Below are 16,571 nucleotides of genomic sequence, written 5' to 3'. Positions count from 1 at the left end.
GGGTGCTGCGGTAGTACCCGGGGGGAGCAATTCCGCAACCGTTGGCCTGGCCGGCCCCACGGCATCGACGGCGCCGTCGATGATGCTCCTATGGCAGTCCAAGTTAGACGGTTGCAGCGGGGCGCCGAGGCGCAGTTCGTCATGGGGCTGGAATGGCTGTTCGCCCCTCCCGGTCGTCCTCCCGGGGACTGGGACAATGACCGTGCCGTCGAGCGGACCGCGCAGTTGCTCGACCGCGAGGACGTCGCACTCTTCGGGGCGCGAACGGACGAGGACCACCTGATCGGCGTGGCAAGCGTCTACCTGGACATCCTCTCGGTGCGCTTCGGCCGTCGGGCCTCGATCGAGGATCTCGCCGTACACCCCGACTGGCGCTCCCGGGGTGTCGGCTCGAACCTCCTGACCGCGGCCAGGGCCTGGGCGCAGGAACAGGGCGCCGACTACGTTTTCCTGGAGTCCGGTCTGGCCCGCACCGACGCGCACCGCTTCTACGTCCGTGCGGGTGCGACCCACGCGGCCGCAGCTTTCCGGTGGACCGAAGGGCCCACCCGCTGACGGTGTCCGTTCAGTGCAGCGGGTCGGCGACCGGAACGCGCTCCTGCCGTTGGGCCGCCGCGCGGTTACGCAGCCACCGCTTGAACCACGGGAAGTCCGGCAGCCGCGCCAGGATCGGTCCGGTCACCACGGTGATCAGGACGTACGTCGCCGCCAGCGCCGCCAACCGCGGCTCGACGCTTCCGGCGGCCACCGCGAGCCCGGCGATGACGATGGAGAACTCACCTCGGGGTACGAGCGCCAGGCCGGCCCGCCATCGACCGGGTTCGGCGATGCCGACCCGACGGGCGGCGAGGTAGCCGGTGAGCGTCTTCGTCGCCATCGTGACCACGGCCAGGGCGAGCGCCGGCAACAGCACCGGCGGGATGTCCCGAGGGTCGGTGACCAGGCCGAAGAAGACGAAGAACACGGCGGCGAACAGGTCCCGCAGTGGGGAGAGCAACTCGGTCGCGTGGTGTGCCACCGGACCGGACAGCGCGATGCCGACCAGGAACGCGCCGACCGCCGCCGACACCTGGAGCTTCGCCGCGAGGCCCGCGATCAGCAGGGTCAGGCCGAGTACGCCGAGCAGCAGCGCCTCCGGGTCCTTCGCCGACAGGGCGGACGAGATGAGGTGGCCGTACCGGATGGCGACCACCAGCACGATAAGCACCGTGCCGACCGCGACGATGAGTGCGATCCCGCCGCCGAGCAGGCCCGTGCCGGCCAGCACGGCGGTGACGAGCGGCAGGTAGAGGGCCATCGCCAGGTCCTCGATCACCAGCACCGAGAGGATCACCGGGGTCTCGCGGTTACCGAGTCGGCCCAGGTCCGCGAGGACCTTGGCGATCACCCCGGAGGAGGAGACCCAGGTGATACCGCCGAGCACCAGGGCGGCCACCCAGTCCCAGCCGAGCAGCAGGGCGAACCCCGCGCCGGGCAGCGCGTTGAGGACACCGTCGATCAGCCCGGCCGGTGCCGCCGAACGGAGGTTGCCGACCAACTCGTTTGCCGAGTATTCCAGGCCCAGCATCACCAGCAGCAGAATGACGCCGATCTCGGCGCCGACGGCGAAGAACTCCTCGCTCGCGGCGAGCGGAAGCAACCCGCCGTGCCCGAAGGCCAGCCCGGCGAGCAGGTAGAGGGGAATGGGTGAGAGGCCCACCCGACGGCTCAGCCGCCCGAGGACGCCAAGCAACAGCAGCAGCGCGCCGACTTCGACGAGCAGAGTTGTGGAATCGTGCATCCGCCTCAGCCGTCCGGGTCACTGTCAGCGAGGATGGCGGACACACCGTCGAGACCCCGTCGAGTCCCGACGACCACCACCACGTCGCCGGCTGCGAAGCGGAAGGAGGGAAGTGGCGAGACGATCACTTCGCCTTCGCGGAGGACCGCCACGATGGAGGCGCTGGTGCGGGTACGCGCCTTTGTGTCGCCGAGCTTGCGGTTGACGTACGGCGACCCGGCCGTGATGGCGATCTGCTCGGTGAGTAGCCCGGCGGCCTGCTCACGCAGCCCGGAGAGCTGACCGAGCATCAGCGACGCGCCGAGGATGTCGGCGAGTGCCTCGGCCTCGTCATCGGTCAGCGGGATGTCCGCCTGGCAGGCGTCGGGGTCGTCAGGGTCGTAGAGGACCAGATCTCGGCGGCCGTTGCGGTGGGAGACGACGCCGAGGCGACGTCCGGACTCCGTCACCAGATCGTGACGTACCCCGATCCCGGGTAAGGCGGTCTGCTCGACACGTACTCGCACCCGCCAAGGCTACCGCTTGGTTAACAACGCGCAGATCTTGGAGTGACGACGCCCTTCCAACCGTCCGGACCGCCTTGATCGACTCGGTCTCCGTGAAGTTGGGGTATCCCAGCGCGCGGACACCCCGACTTCACGGAAAACCGAGTCGATCTCTCGCACTGCACCGCCCGACTGCACAGCCGAGTCGGGCAGTAACGCCGGACGGCGCCCGCCCCCGGGCGTGCGGGGCGGGCACCGAGGGCGGGCCGGGCACCGAGTGGGCCCGGACAGGGCCGGGTCAGCGGAGGCTGGCGAAGAACTCGCGGATGTCGGCGACCAGGACGTCGGTGGCCTGGTGGGCGGCGTAGTGGCCACCGACGTCGCCGCGACCGTCGACGTCCGTCCCGTACGCCGTCCACCTGACGATGTTCGCGTGGTCGCGCTCGGCGAAGCGGCGGATGGACTGGAAGTCGCCGGGGAACATGGCCAGCCCGGTCGGCGCGCTTGTCGGCTCGGTCGGTGGCTGCCCGGCGTGGGCGTCCTCCCAGTAGAACCGGATCGCCGAGGCGGCCGTGCCGGTGAACCAGTAGAGCGCCACGTTGGCCAGGATGAAGTCGGTGTCCAGGCTCTCGTCGAAGAGTTGGGCGTTCCAGGCGAGCAGCCCAACCGGCGAGTCGGCGAGGGCGTACGCCAGGGTCTGCGGCTGCTGGCTGTGCACCTGGTTGAAGGAGAACTTGTTCTCGTAGAACCACTGGAGGTGTCCGAGCGCCGCCTGGTCCGCCTCGGACAGCTCGGCGAACTCGGCCGGGTCGCCGGACGGGAACGAGAAGAGTTGGGTGACGTGCACGCCGAGGACGTGCTCCCGGTCGATCCGGCCCAGCTCCGGCGAGATCATCGAGCCGGCGTCGTTGCCGACCGCGCCGTAGCTGTCGTACCCCAGGCGGTTCATCAGTTCGGCCCAGGCGCGGGCGGTGCGGAAGCGGTTCCAGCCGGCGCTGCGGGTGGGCCCGGAGAACCCGAAGCCGGGCAGCGACGGGATCACCAGGTGGAAGGCCGGCGCGGTCGGGTCGGTGGGCTCGGTCAGCGGGGCGATCACGTCCAGGTATTCCAGCACCGAGCCGGGCCAGCCGTGGGTGAGCACCAGGGCGGTGGCGTCCGGCCGGGACGATCGGACGTGCAGGAAGTGGATCTGCTCGCCGTCGATCTCGGTGACGAACTGGGGGTGGGTGTTCAGTCGGGCCTCGACGGCCCGCCAGTCGAACCCGTCGCGCCACCGCGCGGCGAGCGCCCGCACCCGCTCGGTGCTCATCCCGTAGGCGTCGCCCGCGCCGGGCAGCTCGGCGGGCCAGTTCGTGCGGCCGAGCCGGGCGGCCAGGTCGTCGAGGTCGGTCTGCGGGATCTCGACGCGGAACGGGCGGATCGCGGTGCCGGTCATCTCGGACTCCTTCGGAACGGAATGTTTCGTTCTGCAATCACCGTAGCAGAGCGGAACGATCCGTTCCACTGGTAGTCTGAACTCATGCCGACCGCACCCCAGAAGACGCTTGGTGGCCGCCGCGCCCAGGCCGCCCGCAACGACGAGGTCATCCTCGAAGCCGCCCGTGCGGTCTTCCTCGCCGACCCGAAGGCGCCGATCGCCGCCGTCGCCGAGCGCGCGGGCGTCGGCATCAGCGCCCTCTACCGGAGGTACGCCAGCAAGGAGGACCTGCTGCGTCAGCTCTGCCACGACGGGTTGCGCCGGTATGTCGCCGAGGCCGAGTCGGCCCTCGCCGAGCCGGACGGCTGGGCCGCGTTCACCGGCTTTCTGGCCCGGGTGGTCGACGCCGACGTGCACTCACTCACCGTCCATCTGGCCGGCACCTTCACCCCGACCGAGGAGATGGGCCGGGACGCGATGCGCGCCAACGAGCTGGCCACCACCCTGTTCGAGCGGGCCCGCGCCAGCGGGCGGCTGCGCCCCGACGTGGTCGTACCGGATCTGGGGCTGTTGCTGGAGTCGTGCGCGGCGGTGCGCGTACCCGAGCCGGAGCGGACCGGGCAGCTGCGCCGCCGCCAGCTCGCGGTGCTGCTGGCCGGCCTCTCGGCGGTGCCGGACCCGGAGCCGCTGCCCGGCCCGGCCCCGGCGGCCGGGGAGTTCGACTGGCGGTGGCGTCCCCGGGAGTGATGGGCGTCACGCGCTAAGGTTGAGCGGAATACGCTCAACTCTGGTTGTGTCCTTCTCAGTGGACAACGCCGATCCGGGGGAGCCCATGAACACCGAAAGACTCACCACAAAGAGCCGCGAGACCATCACGGGCGCCGTCGCGCTGGCCAACCAGCGTGGTCACGCCACCGTGGAGCCCTGGCACCTGCTGCTGTCACTCCTGGACACCGACGGCTCGACCGCCACCGGTCTGTTGCGCGCCGTCGGGTCCGACCCCGCCGAGCTGCGCCGGACCGCCCAGCGCGCGGTGGACGCCCTGCCGGCCGCCCGCGGTTCGAGCATCGCCGAGCCGACGTTGGCGCGGGAGTTCGTGAACGCCATCGGCGCCGCCGAGCAGATCGCCCGGCCGCTGGGCGACGAGTACACGTCCACCGAGCACCTGCTCGCCGGCCTGGCCCGGGTGGGCGGCGCGGTGTCCGGTGCGTTGAAGACGGCGGGCGCCACCGAGGAAGCCCTGGTCGCGGCCTTCCCGACCGTTCGCGGTGGCGACCGTCGGGTCACCACCGCAGATCCGGAGCAGACCTATCAGGCCCTTACCAAGTACGGCGTGGACCTCACCGCCAGCGCCCGGGACGGCAAGATCGACCCGGTCATCGGCCGCGACTCGGAGATCCGCCGCGTCATCCAGGTGCTCTCCCGGCGGACGAAGAACAACCCGGTGCTGATCGGCGAGCCCGGCGTCGGCAAGACCGCGATCGTCGAGGGCCTGGCCCAGCGGATCGTCACCGGTGACGTCCCCGAGTCGCTGCGCGACAAGAAGCTGATCTCGCTGGACCTCGGCGCGATGGTCGCCGGAGCGCAGTACCGGGGCCAGTTCGAGGAGCGCCTGAAGTCCGTTCTGGAGGAGATCAAGAACTCCAACGGGCAGGTCATCACCTTCCTCGACGAGCTGCACACGGTCGTCGGCGCCGGCAAGGGCGAGGGCTCGATGGACGCCGGCAACATGCTCAAGCCGATGCTGGCCCGCGGCGAGCTGCGGATGGTGGGTGCCACCACGCTCGACGAGTACCGCGAGCACATCGAGAAGGACCCGGCGCTGGAGCGTCGTTTCCAGCCGGTGCTTGTCGGCGAGCCGACGATCGAGGACACCATCGGCATCCTGCGCGGGCTCAAGGAGCGCTACGAGGTGCACCACGGTGTCCGGATCACCGACGCCGCGCTTGTCGCAGCCGCCACTCTCTCCGACCGCTACATCACCGACCGGTTCCTGCCGGACAAGGCGATCGACCTGGTCGACGAGTCCGCGTCCCGGCTCCGGATGGAGATCGACTCCCGGCCGGTCGAGGTGGACGAGATCGAGCGGGCGGTCCGCCGGCTGGAGATCGAGGAGATGGCGCTGGCCAAGGAGCCGGACGCCGCCTCCGCCGAGCGACTGGAACGGCTGCGTAAGGAGTTGGCCGACAAGCGCGAGCAGCTCACAGTGCTCTCCGAGCGCTGGCAGACGGAGAAGAGCCACATCACCAAGCTCTCCACCGCCAAGGAGGAGCTGGAACGCCTCGGCGGCGAGGCCGAGCGGGCCGAGCGGGACGGCGAGCTGGAACGTGCCGCCGAGCTGCGCTACGGGCGGATCCCCGCCCTCAAGCTCGAGCTGACCCAGGCCGAGGAGGAGCTGGCCCAGCTCCAGGCCGACGGCGCGATGCTCAAGGAGGAGGTAGGCGCGGACGACATCGCCGCGGTGGTCGCGTCCTGGACCGGCATCCCCGCCGGCCGCCTACTCGAGGGCGAGACGGCCAAGCTGCTGCGGATGGAGGAGTCGCTGGGCGGCCGGGTGGTCGGCCAGGCCGAGGCGGTCGGTGCGGTCTCCGACGCGGTGCGCCGGGCCCGGGCCGGAATCGCCGACCCGGATCGCCCGACCGGCAGCTTCCTCTTCCTCGGCCCCACCGGCGTCGGCAAGACGGAGCTGGCGAAGGCCCTCGCCGAGTTCCTCTTCGACGACGAGCGGGCGATGGTCCGCATCGACATGAGCGAGTACGGCGAGAAGCACTCGGTCGCCCGCCTGGTCGGTGCCCCACCCGGTTACGTCGGCTACACCGAGGGCGGTCAGCTCACCGAGGCGGTGCGCCGCCGGCCGTACTCGGTGATCCTGCTCGACGAGGTGGAGAAGGCCCACCCGGACGTCTTCGACGTGCTGCTCCAGGTGCTCGACGACGGCCGGCTCACCGACGGCCAGGGCCGCACTGTCGACTTCCGTAACGCGATCCTGATCCTCACGTCCAACCTCGGGTCGTCGGTGATCGGTGACCTGACGCTCGCCGACGAGCAGCGCCGGGAGGGTGTGCTGGCCGTGGTCCGGTCGCACTTCAAGCCGGAGTTCCTCAACCGGCTCGACGACATAGTGGTCTTCGCCTCGCTGCGCGGGGACGATCTGCGGACCATCGTCGACATCCAGCTGGACCGGATGCGAAACCGTCTTGCGGACCGCCGATTGGCACTGGACATCACCGAGTCCGCCCGTCAGTGGCTGGCCGAGCACGGCTACGACCCGATCTACGGTGCCCGCCCCTTGCGTCGCCTGGTCCAGACCGCAATCGGCGACCAGTTGGCGAAGGCCCTCCTGTCCGGCCAGATCCGCGACGGCCAGACGGTGAAGGTGGACCAGAACCCGCAAACCGGCAGCCTCACGGTGACCCCCGCCTGAGCGCGGTGATCAAGAGGTTGCGTCATGGGCTGTCTTCTCATGACGCAAACCTCTTGATCAACAGGGTGGAGTGGCGGTGGGCGGGGAAGAGGTGTGGGCATGTTTGGTATCGGCAAGAAATGGGAGCGCGAACTCGACGCGGCCGTTGACGCGTTGGTGCACGCTGACACGCTCGCCTTCGGTGGGGTTGGCTTCGCCGGCGAGGTGTTGCCGGTGACGGAGGCGTACGAGCGGGTGTCAGCCGCCCTCGACGACCACCCCGACGCGGTCCGCCGGCAACTCGACCGGGTGCTGGCCGACGGCACACCCGCCGGCCGGGCGTACGCGGCAACGCTGCTGGAGCGGGTCGACCCGGCTGCCGCCCGAGCGGCCTGGACCTCGTTGCGGGAAGACCCGAGCGAGTTCACCACCTTCGTCGGATGTGTGATGGGCCGCGAGACCCTCGGCACCTACGCCAGCCAACGACTCGCCGCATCTTGATCCCACCGCGCACCCGGACGAACCGCCGCCCACCCGGCCGTCCACAGTGCGATCGTGCACAACAGGCGACGCCACGGCTGCCGTCGGTAGCTGAGCCGTCGATCACGCTACGGGTACCACCGGTGCCGAAAGTTGTTAACGTCTGCGCCGAGGTCCCTGGGGAGATGGTCGGGTGGGCAGGTCAGTGACGTACCTGGTGGTGGCGCTTGCCGTAGTCGCGGCGGTCGTCATCGCGATCGTCGTGCGGGCCCGGCGGTCGGCGACGACCCGGCCCGGCGGGCGATCGTCGGACGCCCGCACCGCGGAGTCGCTGCGCGGCGACCCGCTCCGCCTGGGCCCGGGCGACCGCGTGCGGATCCGCGCCCGGGAGTACGCGGTGAGCGGCACGATCCGCCTGGTCGAGGGCGACTGGAGTTGGGTGCAACACCTGCTCGACGACGACTCCGGCACCCGCTACCGGCTCTCCGTGGAGGCCCGCCCCGAGCTGGAGCTGGTGCTCTGGGCGGCTGAGCCGGGGGCGACAGTGACCCCCGGTGCCCCGACCATCGACCTCGGTGAACGGCGCTACACCTGGGCCGAGACGGGGCAGGCGCGCTACACCGCCACCGGGCAGACCGGGCTCCCGTCAGCCGGCACGATGCGCTACCACGACTACCAGTCCGGCGGCGCGGCGCGGCTCTCCTTCGAGGCGTACGGCGAGGAGAGTTGGCGAGTGGCCCGGGGCGAACTGCTCGACCCCACCGCCCTGACGATCCTGCCCGGACCCGGCGAGCGCTGAGCCCGAACCGGACGGGCGCGTCGGCTCGCCACGGCATGCCGAAGTTGTCGGTTGCCGATACGGTGTGGGCGCGATTTGAAGGGAAGGAGAATCATGGTCGATTCCCAGAGCACACCAGCCCGTCAGCGGCCATCCGTTGTAGCTATCTCCAGCTATCTGCTCTTTCTGTTCCTGGCGTGTCAGGTGCTCACTCTGATCGTCACGCTCAGCACCATCGGCGCGACGCGTGACGCCATCCGCGCCGCGTACGAGGGCAGCACCATCGAGAATGCCGATCAGGTGGTCGGCGTCTTCGTCGCCATCGCCCTGGCGGGCAGCATCCTGCTGCTCCTGCTCGCGATAGTGCTCAGCGTGCTGGCCCTCTTCAACAACCAGGGCCGCAACGGTGCCCGAATCACCACCTGGATCATCGGCGGCATCATGGTCTGCTGCGTGGGCGGCAACCTGCTCAGCAGTGCGGCGGGCGGTTTCACCGCCAGTGGTAACACCAACGCCAACGGGCCGAGCGCCGACGAGATCCAGCGTCGTCTGGAGGAGGGGCTGCCCTCCTGGGCCGCTCCCGTCAGCCTGGCGCTCAACGTGGTCAGCCTGATCGCGCTGATCGCGGCGCTTATCCTGCTGGCGCTGCCGCAGGCCCACCCGTTCTTCCGCAAGCCGACAGCGGCCTGGGAGCCGCCGGCCCCGGGCGCCAGCTACCCGGGTAACCCGCAGGCCCCGGCCCAGCCCGGCTACCCGCAGTCGTCAGGTGAGCCCGGCTACCCGCAGGCCCCGGCCCAGCCCGGCTACCCGCAGTCGTCAGGTGAGCCGAGCTACCCGCCGCCGGCGAGCCGGCCGGACGACACGCCACCCACGGACCGGCCCGGGTCAACCCCGCCATCGACGAGTTGACGGCCCGGTAGGCACGACGCCGACGATCCCTCCGAGTAGGTTGCAACCCGACGCCTACCGGAGGGATTCGTCGTGTCGTACCCCGAATCGGCATCGGCCCGCCGGCCCGCCGTCGTCCTGTCGGCCGCCGCGGTGCTCTGGGTGATGGCGGTGTCCGCGCTCGTCTACACAGTGGTCGACCTGATGGTGCTCGGCGGGACGCTCGACGCGTTCCGCTCCGCCGCCCGGGACACCTCGGCCAGCCCGGAGCAGATAGACGACGTGGTGACCCTGCTCCGCGCGTCCGCCGTGCTGTCGGCGGTGGTGTCGGCGCTCTCCGCGCCGGTGCTCGCCGGCCTGGCCCTCGGGCTGCTGACGGCGCGCAACGGCGTCCGGGTGGCCACCTGGGTGGTCAGTGGGCTCGGCCTGCTCGGCGGCTGTTGCAGCGCGGCCGTGCTCATCGGCGAACGGGCCGCGCCGCTGCAACTCGGTGCCGACGACCAGGCTCTCGCCGAGTTGCTGGGCCTGATCGGCGACGCGTACCCGTCCTGGTGGATCCCGCTCAACGCTGGGCTTTCCGTCGGGCAGGGGCTCGGTTACCTTGTAGTAGCTCTGCTGCTGGCCCTGCCGGCGGCAAACGCCTGGTTCGGTCACCGCCGCTCAACCACGCCGCCGCCACCATCCGCGCCACCCGCGTTCACCTCCGCCCCGCACCAACCACCGTCGGCGCCGCCCGCGCCCCCGTACCCGCCCAGGTGAGGACCGTCCCGTGCCGCTCGACCCCACCACCACCGAGCGTCGAGCCCTGATCACCGGGGCCACCGCCGGCATCGGCGCGGCGTTCGCCCGACGGCTGGCCGCCGACGGTTGGCACCTGGTGATCGTCGCCCGCGACGCGGCCCGGCTGGCCGAGTTGGCCGGCGAGTTGGGTGCCGCCCACGGCCGCGAGGTGGAGACGATCCCGGCGGATCTGTCCACCGACGACGGGTGCGCCGTCGTGGAGCGACGGCTCGCCGACGGCGAGCCGGTGCAGCTGCTTGTCAACAACGCCGGGATCAGCCTGAACAAACCGTTCCTGCGGTCCACCGCAGAGGACGAAGCGCGCCTGCTGCGGCTCAACGTGCACGCGGTCATGCGATTGACCCTGGCGGCGCTGCGATCGATGACCGAACGCCGAAATGGGGCAGTGATAAATGTCTCTTCGGTTGCTGGGTTCGGTACGGCCATGCCCGGTTCGACGTACTCGGCCAGCAAGGCGTGGGTGACCAACTTCAGCGAGTCCGTGGGCTTGTCAGCCCGCCCGTTCGGGGTCCGGGTGATGGCCCTCTGCCCCGGCTACACGCGCACCGAGTTCCACGAGCGGGCCGGCATCAACATGTCCAAGACCCCCGAGTGGCTTTGGCTGCGGGCCGAGGATGTGGTCGACGAAGCACTGCGTGACCTGGGCAAAGGCAAGATGGTCAGTGTCCCGGCATGGAAGTACAAGTTGGTGGTCGCCGGCATGCGGCATGCGCCGCGTCGACTGCTCCAGGCGGTCGCCCGGGACACTCGCGGGCGGATCGGCCGCGACGAGGGCTGACCCTCGACCGGCCCACCGGCTCCCGGTGATCGAGGCGGAGACGTTGGCGCGCCGCTATCAAGACGGTCGCTGAGCGTAGTCGAACATCGCCAATCATCGGTGCCTCGCCGGGCTGGTCAGGGTAGACCCCGCACACGCCGTTCAGACTTGCGCAGTAACCTCTATCGCCATGGGGGACCACGACGACCTGCGTAAATTCATTACCGACCTGGCCGTGGTCCACGGACGGGTCGTGCTCTCCTCGGGGCGTGAGGCAGACTGGTACGTGGACCTGCGGCGCGTCACGCTCCATCACCAGGCCGCTCCTCTGGTCGGCCGGGTGTTGCTCGACCTCACCGCCGACTGGGATTACGCCGCTGTCGGCGGCCTCACCCTGGGCGCTGATCCCGTCGCGGTCTCGATGCTGCACGCCGCCGCTCCGACCGGTCGTGCCCTGGACGCCTTTGTGGTGCGCAAGGCGGGTAAGGCACATGGTCTGCAACGGCGGATCGAAGGACCGGAGGTGGCCGGCCGTCGGGTGTTGGCGGTGGAGGATACGTCCACGACTGGCGGAAGTGTGTTGACCGCTGTCGAGGCGCTTCGCGAGGCCGGGGCGGAAGTCGTGGGCGTGGCGGTTATTGTTGATCGAGGCGCCGGCGACGCGGTGCGAGCCGCCGGATTGCCTTACCGGGCGGCCTATACGTTGGCTGACCTCGGCCTTGTGGCGTAAAAGTTTGCCGATTCGGATCTGCTGATATGCAGGCGGATCGATGCTGCTGGTGGAAGGATGGAATACGTGGGAACTGCGTTGGCCGAAATGACTATGCCTCAGATCTCGCCGCTTAACGGCGAGCCGATCGAACGTGCCGATGCCGAGCGTCTCGCCGGGGTCCTCAAGGCCCTTGCGGATCCTGCTCGGCTGCGGCTGCTCAGCCTGATCCAGTCGGCCCCAGAGGGCGAGGCGTGCGTCTGTGACCTGACGGCGCCGCTCGGCCTCTCTCAGCCGACGGTCAGTCATCACCTGCGTATCCTCACCGAGGCGGGCTTGCTGCAGCGGGAGAAGCGCGGTGTCTGGGCGTACTACAGCCTGGTCCCGAGTGCGATCGCGACGATCGCCGACCTGCTGACCCCGCCGCGTAAGCGGGCCACCAAGAAGGCCCGCTGACGTAGGCGCTGCACGCCGTCCCGCGCCGGGGCGGCGTCCGGTGGCGAGCCAGGGGTGGCGCCATCGGTGGGTAACACCTGCTCGTCCCCCGGCCGCACCGCCGGCGGCCGGGTCCGACATGCCGACGGCCGACCCCCGCACCAGGGGGCCGGCCGTCGTCGTCGTACCTGGACTCAGTGGTCCTGGCCGTGCTCCGGACGGTGCCGGCCGTGCTGGTGCACGTCGTTGTCGAACGCCTCGCGGGCCGCCTCCACCGCGCCGGCGGCGCTGGCCGCCGCCACCACCGCGACCGCCTCGCCGCGCTTACGGGCCCGCCGGTCGCGGAGGAACTCGAAGAAGATCGGCAACACCGAGATCAGGATGATCAGGGCCACCACCGGCAGGATGTAGCGGTCGATCTTGTCGCCGATGGCGTCGTAGATCTGCTCGGCGAGCAGGTAGCCGATCAGCAGGATGCCGTCCACCCAGAGCACCGCGCCGACGATGTTCCAGAGCAGGAACTTCCGGGCCGGCATGCCGAGCGCGCCCGCGACCGGGTTGAGGAACGTCCGGACGATCGGGATGAAGCGCGCCAGCACCACGGCCTTCGCCGGGCCGAACTTCTCGAAGTAGTACTCGGCCTTCTCCACGTACTCCTTCTTGAAGAGCCGGGAGTTCGGCCGCTCGAACATCGGCCGGCCGTACCGGGCACCGAGCCAGTGCCCCAGTTGCGCGCCGAGGATCGCGCAGATCGGTCCGCCGACCAGCAGGGCGGGCAGGGAGAGCCGGGTGCCGTCACCGAAGATCGCGTCCGCCACCGGTGACGAGGCCACCCCGGCGAGGAACAGCAGTGAGTCGCCCGGGAAGAAGAAGCCCACCAGCAGGCCAGTTTCGGCGAAGAGGATCACCCACACGCCGATCAGCCCGAAGGTCTGCAACAGATCCTTGGGATCGAGCGGGTTCAGGGCGACGCTCTCCACGAGAGCGCGGGTCTTCTCAGCTGTGTCCACGGCCACAAAGGGTACCGAAGCCCAAGGTCCCGGCCGCGCCGGACCGGTCCCGCGCCACCCGCCCGCGTAGTGGAGTTCGGTCCGCCCCTGCTGCAATGTTCCGCTCGCCCGCTTCCGTCATCTGCGGTAGGAGCCTCGGGAGGTGCAGTGACGTACGAGGAGTTCGCGGACACGCGGCTGGGCCCGCTACTGCGGTACGCGGTGATGCTCACCGGTGATCCGCACCAGGCGCAGGATCTGGTTCAGGAAACCATGGTCCGGGTCCAACTGAACTGGCGGCGGGTTGCCCGGGCGGATTCGCCCGAGCACTACGTGCGCCGGATGCTCACCAACCAGTTCATCGACTGGCGCCGCGGCTCCTGGGTGCGCCGGGTGCTGTTGCGGGCCGAGCCCGACGCGACGCTGCCGGCCCCCACCGACCACACCCAGACCGCAGTGGACCGGGACCAGATCTGGACCTGGCTGTCCCGGCTGCCGCGCCGGCAACGGGCCACCCTGGTGCTGCGCTACTACGAGGACCTGCCCGACGCGGAGATCGCCGACATTCTCGGCTGTGCCGTCGGGACCGTACGTTCGTCCATCTCCCGGGCCCTCGCCACGCTCCGGGCCGAGTACGTGGAGGCGTGAACATGATTGAGGACGACCTGCGTGCCGCCTTCGGCCGGCACGAGACGCTGACCCCACCCACCGGCCCGCTGCGGGCCGCGATCGATCGGCTGGCGACCCGTCGCCGGCAGCGCCGGAAGCGCTGGCAGGCCGGCGGTGCGGCGCTGGCCGTGCTCGGCGTACTCGGCATCGGGGTTCCGCTGCTCAGCCCGGAACGGGCCGGGCCGGCGCAGAAAATGGACACCCTGATCGGCTCGCCGGATCCGGTGGCGGCTGGTGCGGTGACTGTCCTGCTGCTCGGCATCGACAGCCGGACACCCGGCCCGCCGCTTGCCGACTCGGTGTTGCTGCTGCACATCCCGGCCGACCGGAGCCGCCCGTACCTGATCTCACTGCCCCGCGACCTGCGGGTGCCGATCTCCGGTCACGGCACCGACAAGCTGAACGCGGCGTTCGCGTTCGGTGCGGGCCATTCGTCACCGGACCTGAGCAGAGGGTACGAGCTGACCCGGAAGACGGTGGCGGAGCTGACCGGAGTTCGTGTCGACACCGGTGTGGTTTTCACGTACTCCGCGCTGCGGTCGCTGACAAACGAGGTGGGCGGCGTGCCGGTCTGCCTGCCTGACCAGGTCCGGTCGGTCCACACCCGGCGGGTCTTCCCGGCCGCGTGCCAGCGTCTCGACGGCGCCGCGGCTGTCGACCTGCTCCGCCAGCGGCGTGACCTGCCCGGGGGCAGCCAGGACCGGGACCGCAACGCGCGGCTCTTCGCCGCCGGGCTGGTGCGCGCGGCCTCCGACGAGGGCGTGCTCACCAATCCGGTACGACTGACCAGGTTGCTGAGCGCCGTCGAGCCGGGCCTCGCCGTGTCACCGGGGGTGGCCACCATGCTCGACCTCATGCGGCTGGTGCCGACACTGCGGTCGACGGACCAGGTCGGGCTCAGCCTGCCGGTGACCGAGCCGACCGGGACCAGTAGCTACCTGGAGGCGGACCCGCAGCTCGCCCCGGAGTTCCTGACCGCACTGCGCGAGGACCGGCTCGGCGACTGGGTGGCCCGTCACCCGACGGCTGTGGACGGCGCTCGCTGACCGTTCAGCGGTAGTCGTCCTCGTCCCCGGTGACCACCCGGGCCTGCTCCATCGCGTCCCAGTCGTCGACCTCCAGGCCGCGTTGCGGTGCACCGTCGTCGACCGGGCCGACAGTGGTGGCCTGCTCGACAGCGTCCGCCGGCTCGGCCTCCGGGTTGCGCTCGTCCGGGGCGAGGTGGTCGCCGGGGGCGAAGTCCTCATCGGGCTGGCCCATCATCCCTCCCGGGGGTCTCGGGGCACGGTTCCCACCCACCGTACGGGCTGCGCCGGCAGCGCGCCCGGAAGCGGAGTAGGCGGAATCAGCCCGCAACGACGCGACCCGATGCCAGGATGGTGCGGTGGGCTTTCTCATCCGACTGGCGATCACCGCGGTCGCGCTGTGGATAACCACGTTGATCGTGCCCGGGGTCGACGTGCACGGCCGCTCGGGTGGCAACACAGTGCTCACCCTGATCGTGGTCGCGCTGATCTTCGGCGTGATCAACGCGGTGCTCAAACCGATCATCCGGGTGGTCGGCTGTGTGTTCTACCTGCTGACCCTGGGCCTGTTCGCGCTCGTGGTGAACGCGTTGCTGTTCCTGCTCACCGACCGGATCGCCCGCGGGCTCGACCTGCCGTTCCGGGTGGACGGTTTCTGGCCGGCGTTCTGGGGAGCCATCGTGATGACAGTGGTCACCTGGCTGATCAGCGTCATCGTGCCGGACCATCTGGACCGCCGGTGAGGGGTTGACCGCCGGGTCGGTTGTTCCGGCGCACCGCACCTGCGGGATACTGCCGGGCGGAGGACAGCGCGGTCCGGCGCACAAATGAACAACAGCGGCCAGCACGGCCGAGAGTGGTAAGTAAGGAGCGCATCACATGCCCATCGCTTCCCCCGAGGCCTACGCGGAGATGCTGGACCGCGCCAAGGCTGGCCGGTACGCGTACCCCGCGATCAACGTGACCTCCTCGCAGACGCTGAACGCGGCGCTCAAGGGCTTCGCCGACGCGGAGAGCGACGGCATCATCCAGGTCTCCACCGGTGGCGCCGAGTACCTTTCCGGCCCGTCGATCAAGGACATGGTCACCGGCGCCGTGGCGTTCGCCGCTTACGCGCACGAGGTGGCCAAGAAGTACTCGGTCAACATCGCCCTGCACACCGACCACTGCCCGAAGGACAAGCTGGACAAGTTCGTCCGTCCGCTGATGGGCATCTCGCAGGAGCGGGTGAAGCGCGGCGAGGAGCCGCTGTACCAGTCGCACATGTGGGACGGCTCGGCCGTGCCGGTCGCGGAGAACCTCCAGATCGCCGCCCAGCTCCTCGACGAGGCCGCCAAGGCCAAGATCGTTCTTGAGATCGAGGTCGGCGTCGTCGGTGGCGAGGAGGACGGCGTCGAGAACGCCATCAACGACAAGCTCTACACCACCACCGAAGACGGCCTGGCCATGGTCGAGGCGCTCGGCCTCGGCGAGAAGGGCCGCTACATGGCGGCGCTCACCTTCGGCAACGTGCACGGCGTCTACAAGCCCGGCAACGTCAAGCTCCGCCCGGAGATCCTCAACCAGATCCAGGAGGCGGTCGGCGCCAAGTACGGCAAGGACAAGCCGCTCAGCCTGGTCTTCCACGGCGGCTCGGGCTCACTGCTGAGCGAGATCCGTGAGGCGCTCGACTACGGCGTGGTGAAGATGAACATCGACACCGACACCCAGTACGCCTTCACCCGGCCCGTCGCGGACCACATGCTCCGCAACTACGACGGCGTGCTGAAGATCGACGGCGAGGTCGGCAACAAGAAGCAGTACGACCCGCGCGCCTGGGGCAAGGCCGCCGAGGCCGGCCTGGCCGCCCGGGTCGTCGAGGCGTGCGAGCACCTGCGCTCCACCGGCACCACGATGACCAAGTAACTACGCACCACGAACGGCCGGCTTCCCCTCGGGGGAGCCGGCCGTCGTCG

Annotated in this window: 19 protein-coding genes; 14 read left to right on the top strand and 5 right to left on the bottom strand. The window is 70.1% G+C overall.

Annotation, left to right across the window (positions count from 1 at the left end; all coding sequences use genetic code 11):
* The first annotated feature begins 90 nt into the window (after window positions 1-90).
* Window positions 91-555, top strand: coding sequence for a GNAT family N-acetyltransferase (locus AB0B86_RS06510; RefSeq protein WP_357411570.1), 465 nt, complete (start codon window positions 91-93; stop codon window positions 553-555).
* Window positions 556-565: 10 nt separating this feature from the next.
* Here the strand turns inward: AB0B86_RS06510 and AB0B86_RS06505 are convergent, their stop codons facing one another.
* The 3 genes from AB0B86_RS06505 to AB0B86_RS06495 all read right to left on the bottom strand — a co-directional run bounded on the left by AB0B86_RS06505 (window position 566) and on the right by AB0B86_RS06495 (window position 3,700).
* A complete protein-coding gene (locus tag AB0B86_RS06505; RefSeq protein WP_357411569.1) occupies window positions 566-1,780 on the bottom strand; it encodes a cation:proton antiporter in 1,215 nt (404 codons plus the stop codon).
* 5 nt (window positions 1,781-1,785) lie between these two features.
* Window positions 1,786-2,286: a TrkA C-terminal domain-containing protein gene (locus AB0B86_RS06500; protein WP_124815967.1), complete on the bottom strand. Its 501-nt coding sequence runs from the start codon at window positions 2,284-2,286 to the stop codon at window positions 1,786-1,788.
* Between the two features lie 277 nt (window positions 2,287-2,563).
* Window positions 2,564-3,700, bottom strand: coding sequence for an epoxide hydrolase (locus AB0B86_RS06495; protein WP_357416374.1), 1,137 nt, complete (start codon window positions 3,698-3,700; stop codon window positions 2,564-2,566).
* 84 nt (window positions 3,701-3,784) lie between these two features.
* Here AB0B86_RS06495 and AB0B86_RS06490 point away from each other — a divergent pair, with 84 nt between their 5' ends.
* The 9 genes from AB0B86_RS06490 to AB0B86_RS06450 all read left to right on the top strand — a co-directional run bounded on the left by AB0B86_RS06490 (window position 3,785) and on the right by AB0B86_RS06450 (window position 11,954).
* The gene (locus AB0B86_RS06490; protein ID WP_357411567.1) at window positions 3,785-4,429 is read left to right on the top strand and encodes a helix-turn-helix domain-containing protein; all 645 of its coding nucleotides are present in this window, start codon (window positions 3,785-3,787) and stop codon (window positions 4,427-4,429) included.
* Window positions 4,430-4,514: 85 nt separating this feature from the next.
* Complete coding sequence (gene clpB, locus AB0B86_RS06485) at window positions 4,515-7,106, top strand: ATP-dependent chaperone ClpB (RefSeq protein WP_357411566.1); 2,592 nt, start codon at window positions 4,515-4,517, stop codon at window positions 7,104-7,106.
* Between the two features lie 99 nt (window positions 7,107-7,205).
* Complete coding sequence (locus AB0B86_RS06480; RefSeq protein ID WP_357411565.1) at window positions 7,206-7,586, top strand: hypothetical protein; 381 nt, start codon at window positions 7,206-7,208, stop codon at window positions 7,584-7,586.
* Between the two features lie 172 nt (window positions 7,587-7,758).
* Window positions 7,759-8,364, top strand: a complete 606-nt coding sequence (locus AB0B86_RS06475) for a DUF4178 domain-containing protein (protein WP_357411564.1) — start codon at window positions 7,759-7,761, stop codon at window positions 8,362-8,364.
* A gap of 93 nt (window positions 8,365-8,457) precedes the next feature.
* Entirely contained in the window at window positions 8,458-9,252 is a 795-nt protein-coding gene (locus AB0B86_RS06470) for a hypothetical protein (protein WP_357411563.1), read from the top strand.
* Between the two features lie 72 nt (window positions 9,253-9,324).
* Entirely contained in the window at window positions 9,325-9,990 is a 666-nt protein-coding gene (locus tag AB0B86_RS06465; protein WP_357411562.1) for a hypothetical protein, read from the top strand.
* A gap of 10 nt (window positions 9,991-10,000) precedes the next feature.
* Window positions 10,001-10,810, top strand: a complete 810-nt coding sequence (locus AB0B86_RS06460; RefSeq protein ID WP_357411561.1) for an SDR family oxidoreductase — start codon at window positions 10,001-10,003, stop codon at window positions 10,808-10,810.
* A gap of 169 nt (window positions 10,811-10,979) precedes the next feature.
* Entirely contained in the window at window positions 10,980-11,519 is a 540-nt protein-coding gene (gene pyrE, locus AB0B86_RS06455) for an orotate phosphoribosyltransferase (protein ID WP_357373246.1), read from the top strand.
* Between the two features lie 57 nt (window positions 11,520-11,576).
* Complete coding sequence (locus AB0B86_RS06450; protein WP_030332125.1) at window positions 11,577-11,954, top strand: metalloregulator ArsR/SmtB family transcription factor; 378 nt, start codon at window positions 11,577-11,579, stop codon at window positions 11,952-11,954.
* A 173-nt stretch (window positions 11,955-12,127) separates the two neighbouring features.
* On the opposite strand, the gene AB0B86_RS06445 is transcribed toward AB0B86_RS06450, so the two are convergent.
* Complete coding sequence (locus AB0B86_RS06445; protein WP_357411560.1) at window positions 12,128-12,949, bottom strand: DedA family protein; 822 nt, start codon at window positions 12,947-12,949, stop codon at window positions 12,128-12,130.
* Window positions 12,950-13,090: 141 nt separating this feature from the next.
* Between AB0B86_RS06445 and AB0B86_RS06440 the strand changes: the two genes are divergently transcribed.
* Both AB0B86_RS06440 and AB0B86_RS06435 read left to right on the top strand, forming a co-directional pair.
* Entirely contained in the window at window positions 13,091-13,570 is a 480-nt protein-coding gene (locus AB0B86_RS06440; protein WP_357411559.1) for a SigE family RNA polymerase sigma factor, read from the top strand.
* A gap of 2 nt (window positions 13,571-13,572) precedes the next feature.
* Window positions 13,573-14,637, top strand: coding sequence for an LCP family protein (locus AB0B86_RS06435; protein ID WP_357411558.1), 1,065 nt, complete (start codon window positions 13,573-13,575; stop codon window positions 14,635-14,637).
* A gap of 4 nt (window positions 14,638-14,641) precedes the next feature.
* Here the strand turns inward: AB0B86_RS06435 and AB0B86_RS06430 are convergent, their stop codons facing one another.
* Window positions 14,642-14,851 carry a hypothetical protein gene (locus AB0B86_RS06430; RefSeq protein ID WP_357416363.1) on the bottom strand — a complete coding sequence of 70 codons (210 nt, stop codon included), beginning with the start codon at window positions 14,849-14,851 and terminating at the stop codon, window positions 14,642-14,644.
* Between the two features lie 124 nt (window positions 14,852-14,975).
* On the opposite strand from AB0B86_RS06430, the gene AB0B86_RS06425 reads away from it, so the two are divergent.
* Together AB0B86_RS06425 and fbaA are read left to right on the top strand one after the other, a co-directional pair.
* Window positions 14,976-15,359, top strand: a complete 384-nt coding sequence (locus tag AB0B86_RS06425) for a phage holin family protein (RefSeq protein WP_357411556.1) — start codon at window positions 14,976-14,978, stop codon at window positions 15,357-15,359.
* 136 nt (window positions 15,360-15,495) lie between these two features.
* On the top strand, window positions 15,496-16,521 hold the full coding sequence (fbaA, locus tag AB0B86_RS06420; RefSeq protein WP_124771129.1) for a class II fructose-bisphosphate aldolase: 1,026 nt from the start codon (window positions 15,496-15,498) through the stop codon (window positions 16,519-16,521).
* Window positions 16,522-16,571 lie beyond the last annotated feature (50 nt).

The organism is Micromonospora sp. NPDC049047 (assembly GCF_040649135.1).
Lineage (GTDB): Bacteria > Actinomycetota > Actinomycetes > Mycobacteriales > Micromonosporaceae > Micromonospora.
Note: the sequence above shows the minus strand (reverse complement) of the source record. Positions and strands in the feature narration are given on the sequence as shown.

Bases quoted from the DNA above. Each gene is read 5' to 3' on its own strand.
- pyrE (WP_357373246.1), top strand. From the start codon at position 10,980: ATGGGGGACCACGACGACCTGCGTAAATTCATTACCGACCTGGCCGTG.
- clpB (WP_357411566.1), top strand. From the start codon at position 4,515: ATGAACACCGAAAGACTCACCACAAAGAGCCGCGAGACCATCACGGGC.
- fbaA (WP_124771129.1), top strand. From the start codon at position 15,496: ATGCCCATCGCTTCCCCCGAGGCCTACGCGGAGATGCTGGACCGCGCC.
- AB0B86_RS06480 (WP_357411565.1), top strand. From the start codon at position 7,206: ATGTTTGGTATCGGCAAGAAATGGGAGCGCGAACTCGACGCGGCCGTT.
- AB0B86_RS06470 (WP_357411563.1), top strand. From the start codon at position 8,458: ATGGTCGATTCCCAGAGCACACCAGCCCGTCAGCGGCCATCCGTTGTA.
- AB0B86_RS06430 (WP_357416363.1), bottom strand. From the start codon at position 14,851: ATGGGCCAGCCCGATGAGGACTTCGCCCCCGGCGACCACCTCGCCCCG.
- AB0B86_RS06450 (WP_030332125.1), top strand. From the start codon at position 11,577: ATGGAATACGTGGGAACTGCGTTGGCCGAAATGACTATGCCTCAGATC.
- AB0B86_RS06505 (WP_357411569.1), bottom strand. From the start codon at position 1,780: ATGCACGATTCCACAACTCTGCTCGTCGAAGTCGGCGCGCTGCTGCTG.
- AB0B86_RS06495 (WP_357416374.1), bottom strand. From the start codon at position 3,700: ATGACCGGCACCGCGATCCGCCCGTTCCGCGTCGAGATCCCGCAGACC.
- AB0B86_RS06510 (WP_357411570.1), top strand. From the start codon at position 91: ATGGCAGTCCAAGTTAGACGGTTGCAGCGGGGCGCCGAGGCGCAGTTC.
- AB0B86_RS06490 (WP_357411567.1), top strand. From the start codon at position 3,785: ATGCCGACCGCACCCCAGAAGACGCTTGGTGGCCGCCGCGCCCAGGCC.
- AB0B86_RS06435 (WP_357411558.1), top strand. From the start codon at position 13,573: ATGATTGAGGACGACCTGCGTGCCGCCTTCGGCCGGCACGAGACGCTG.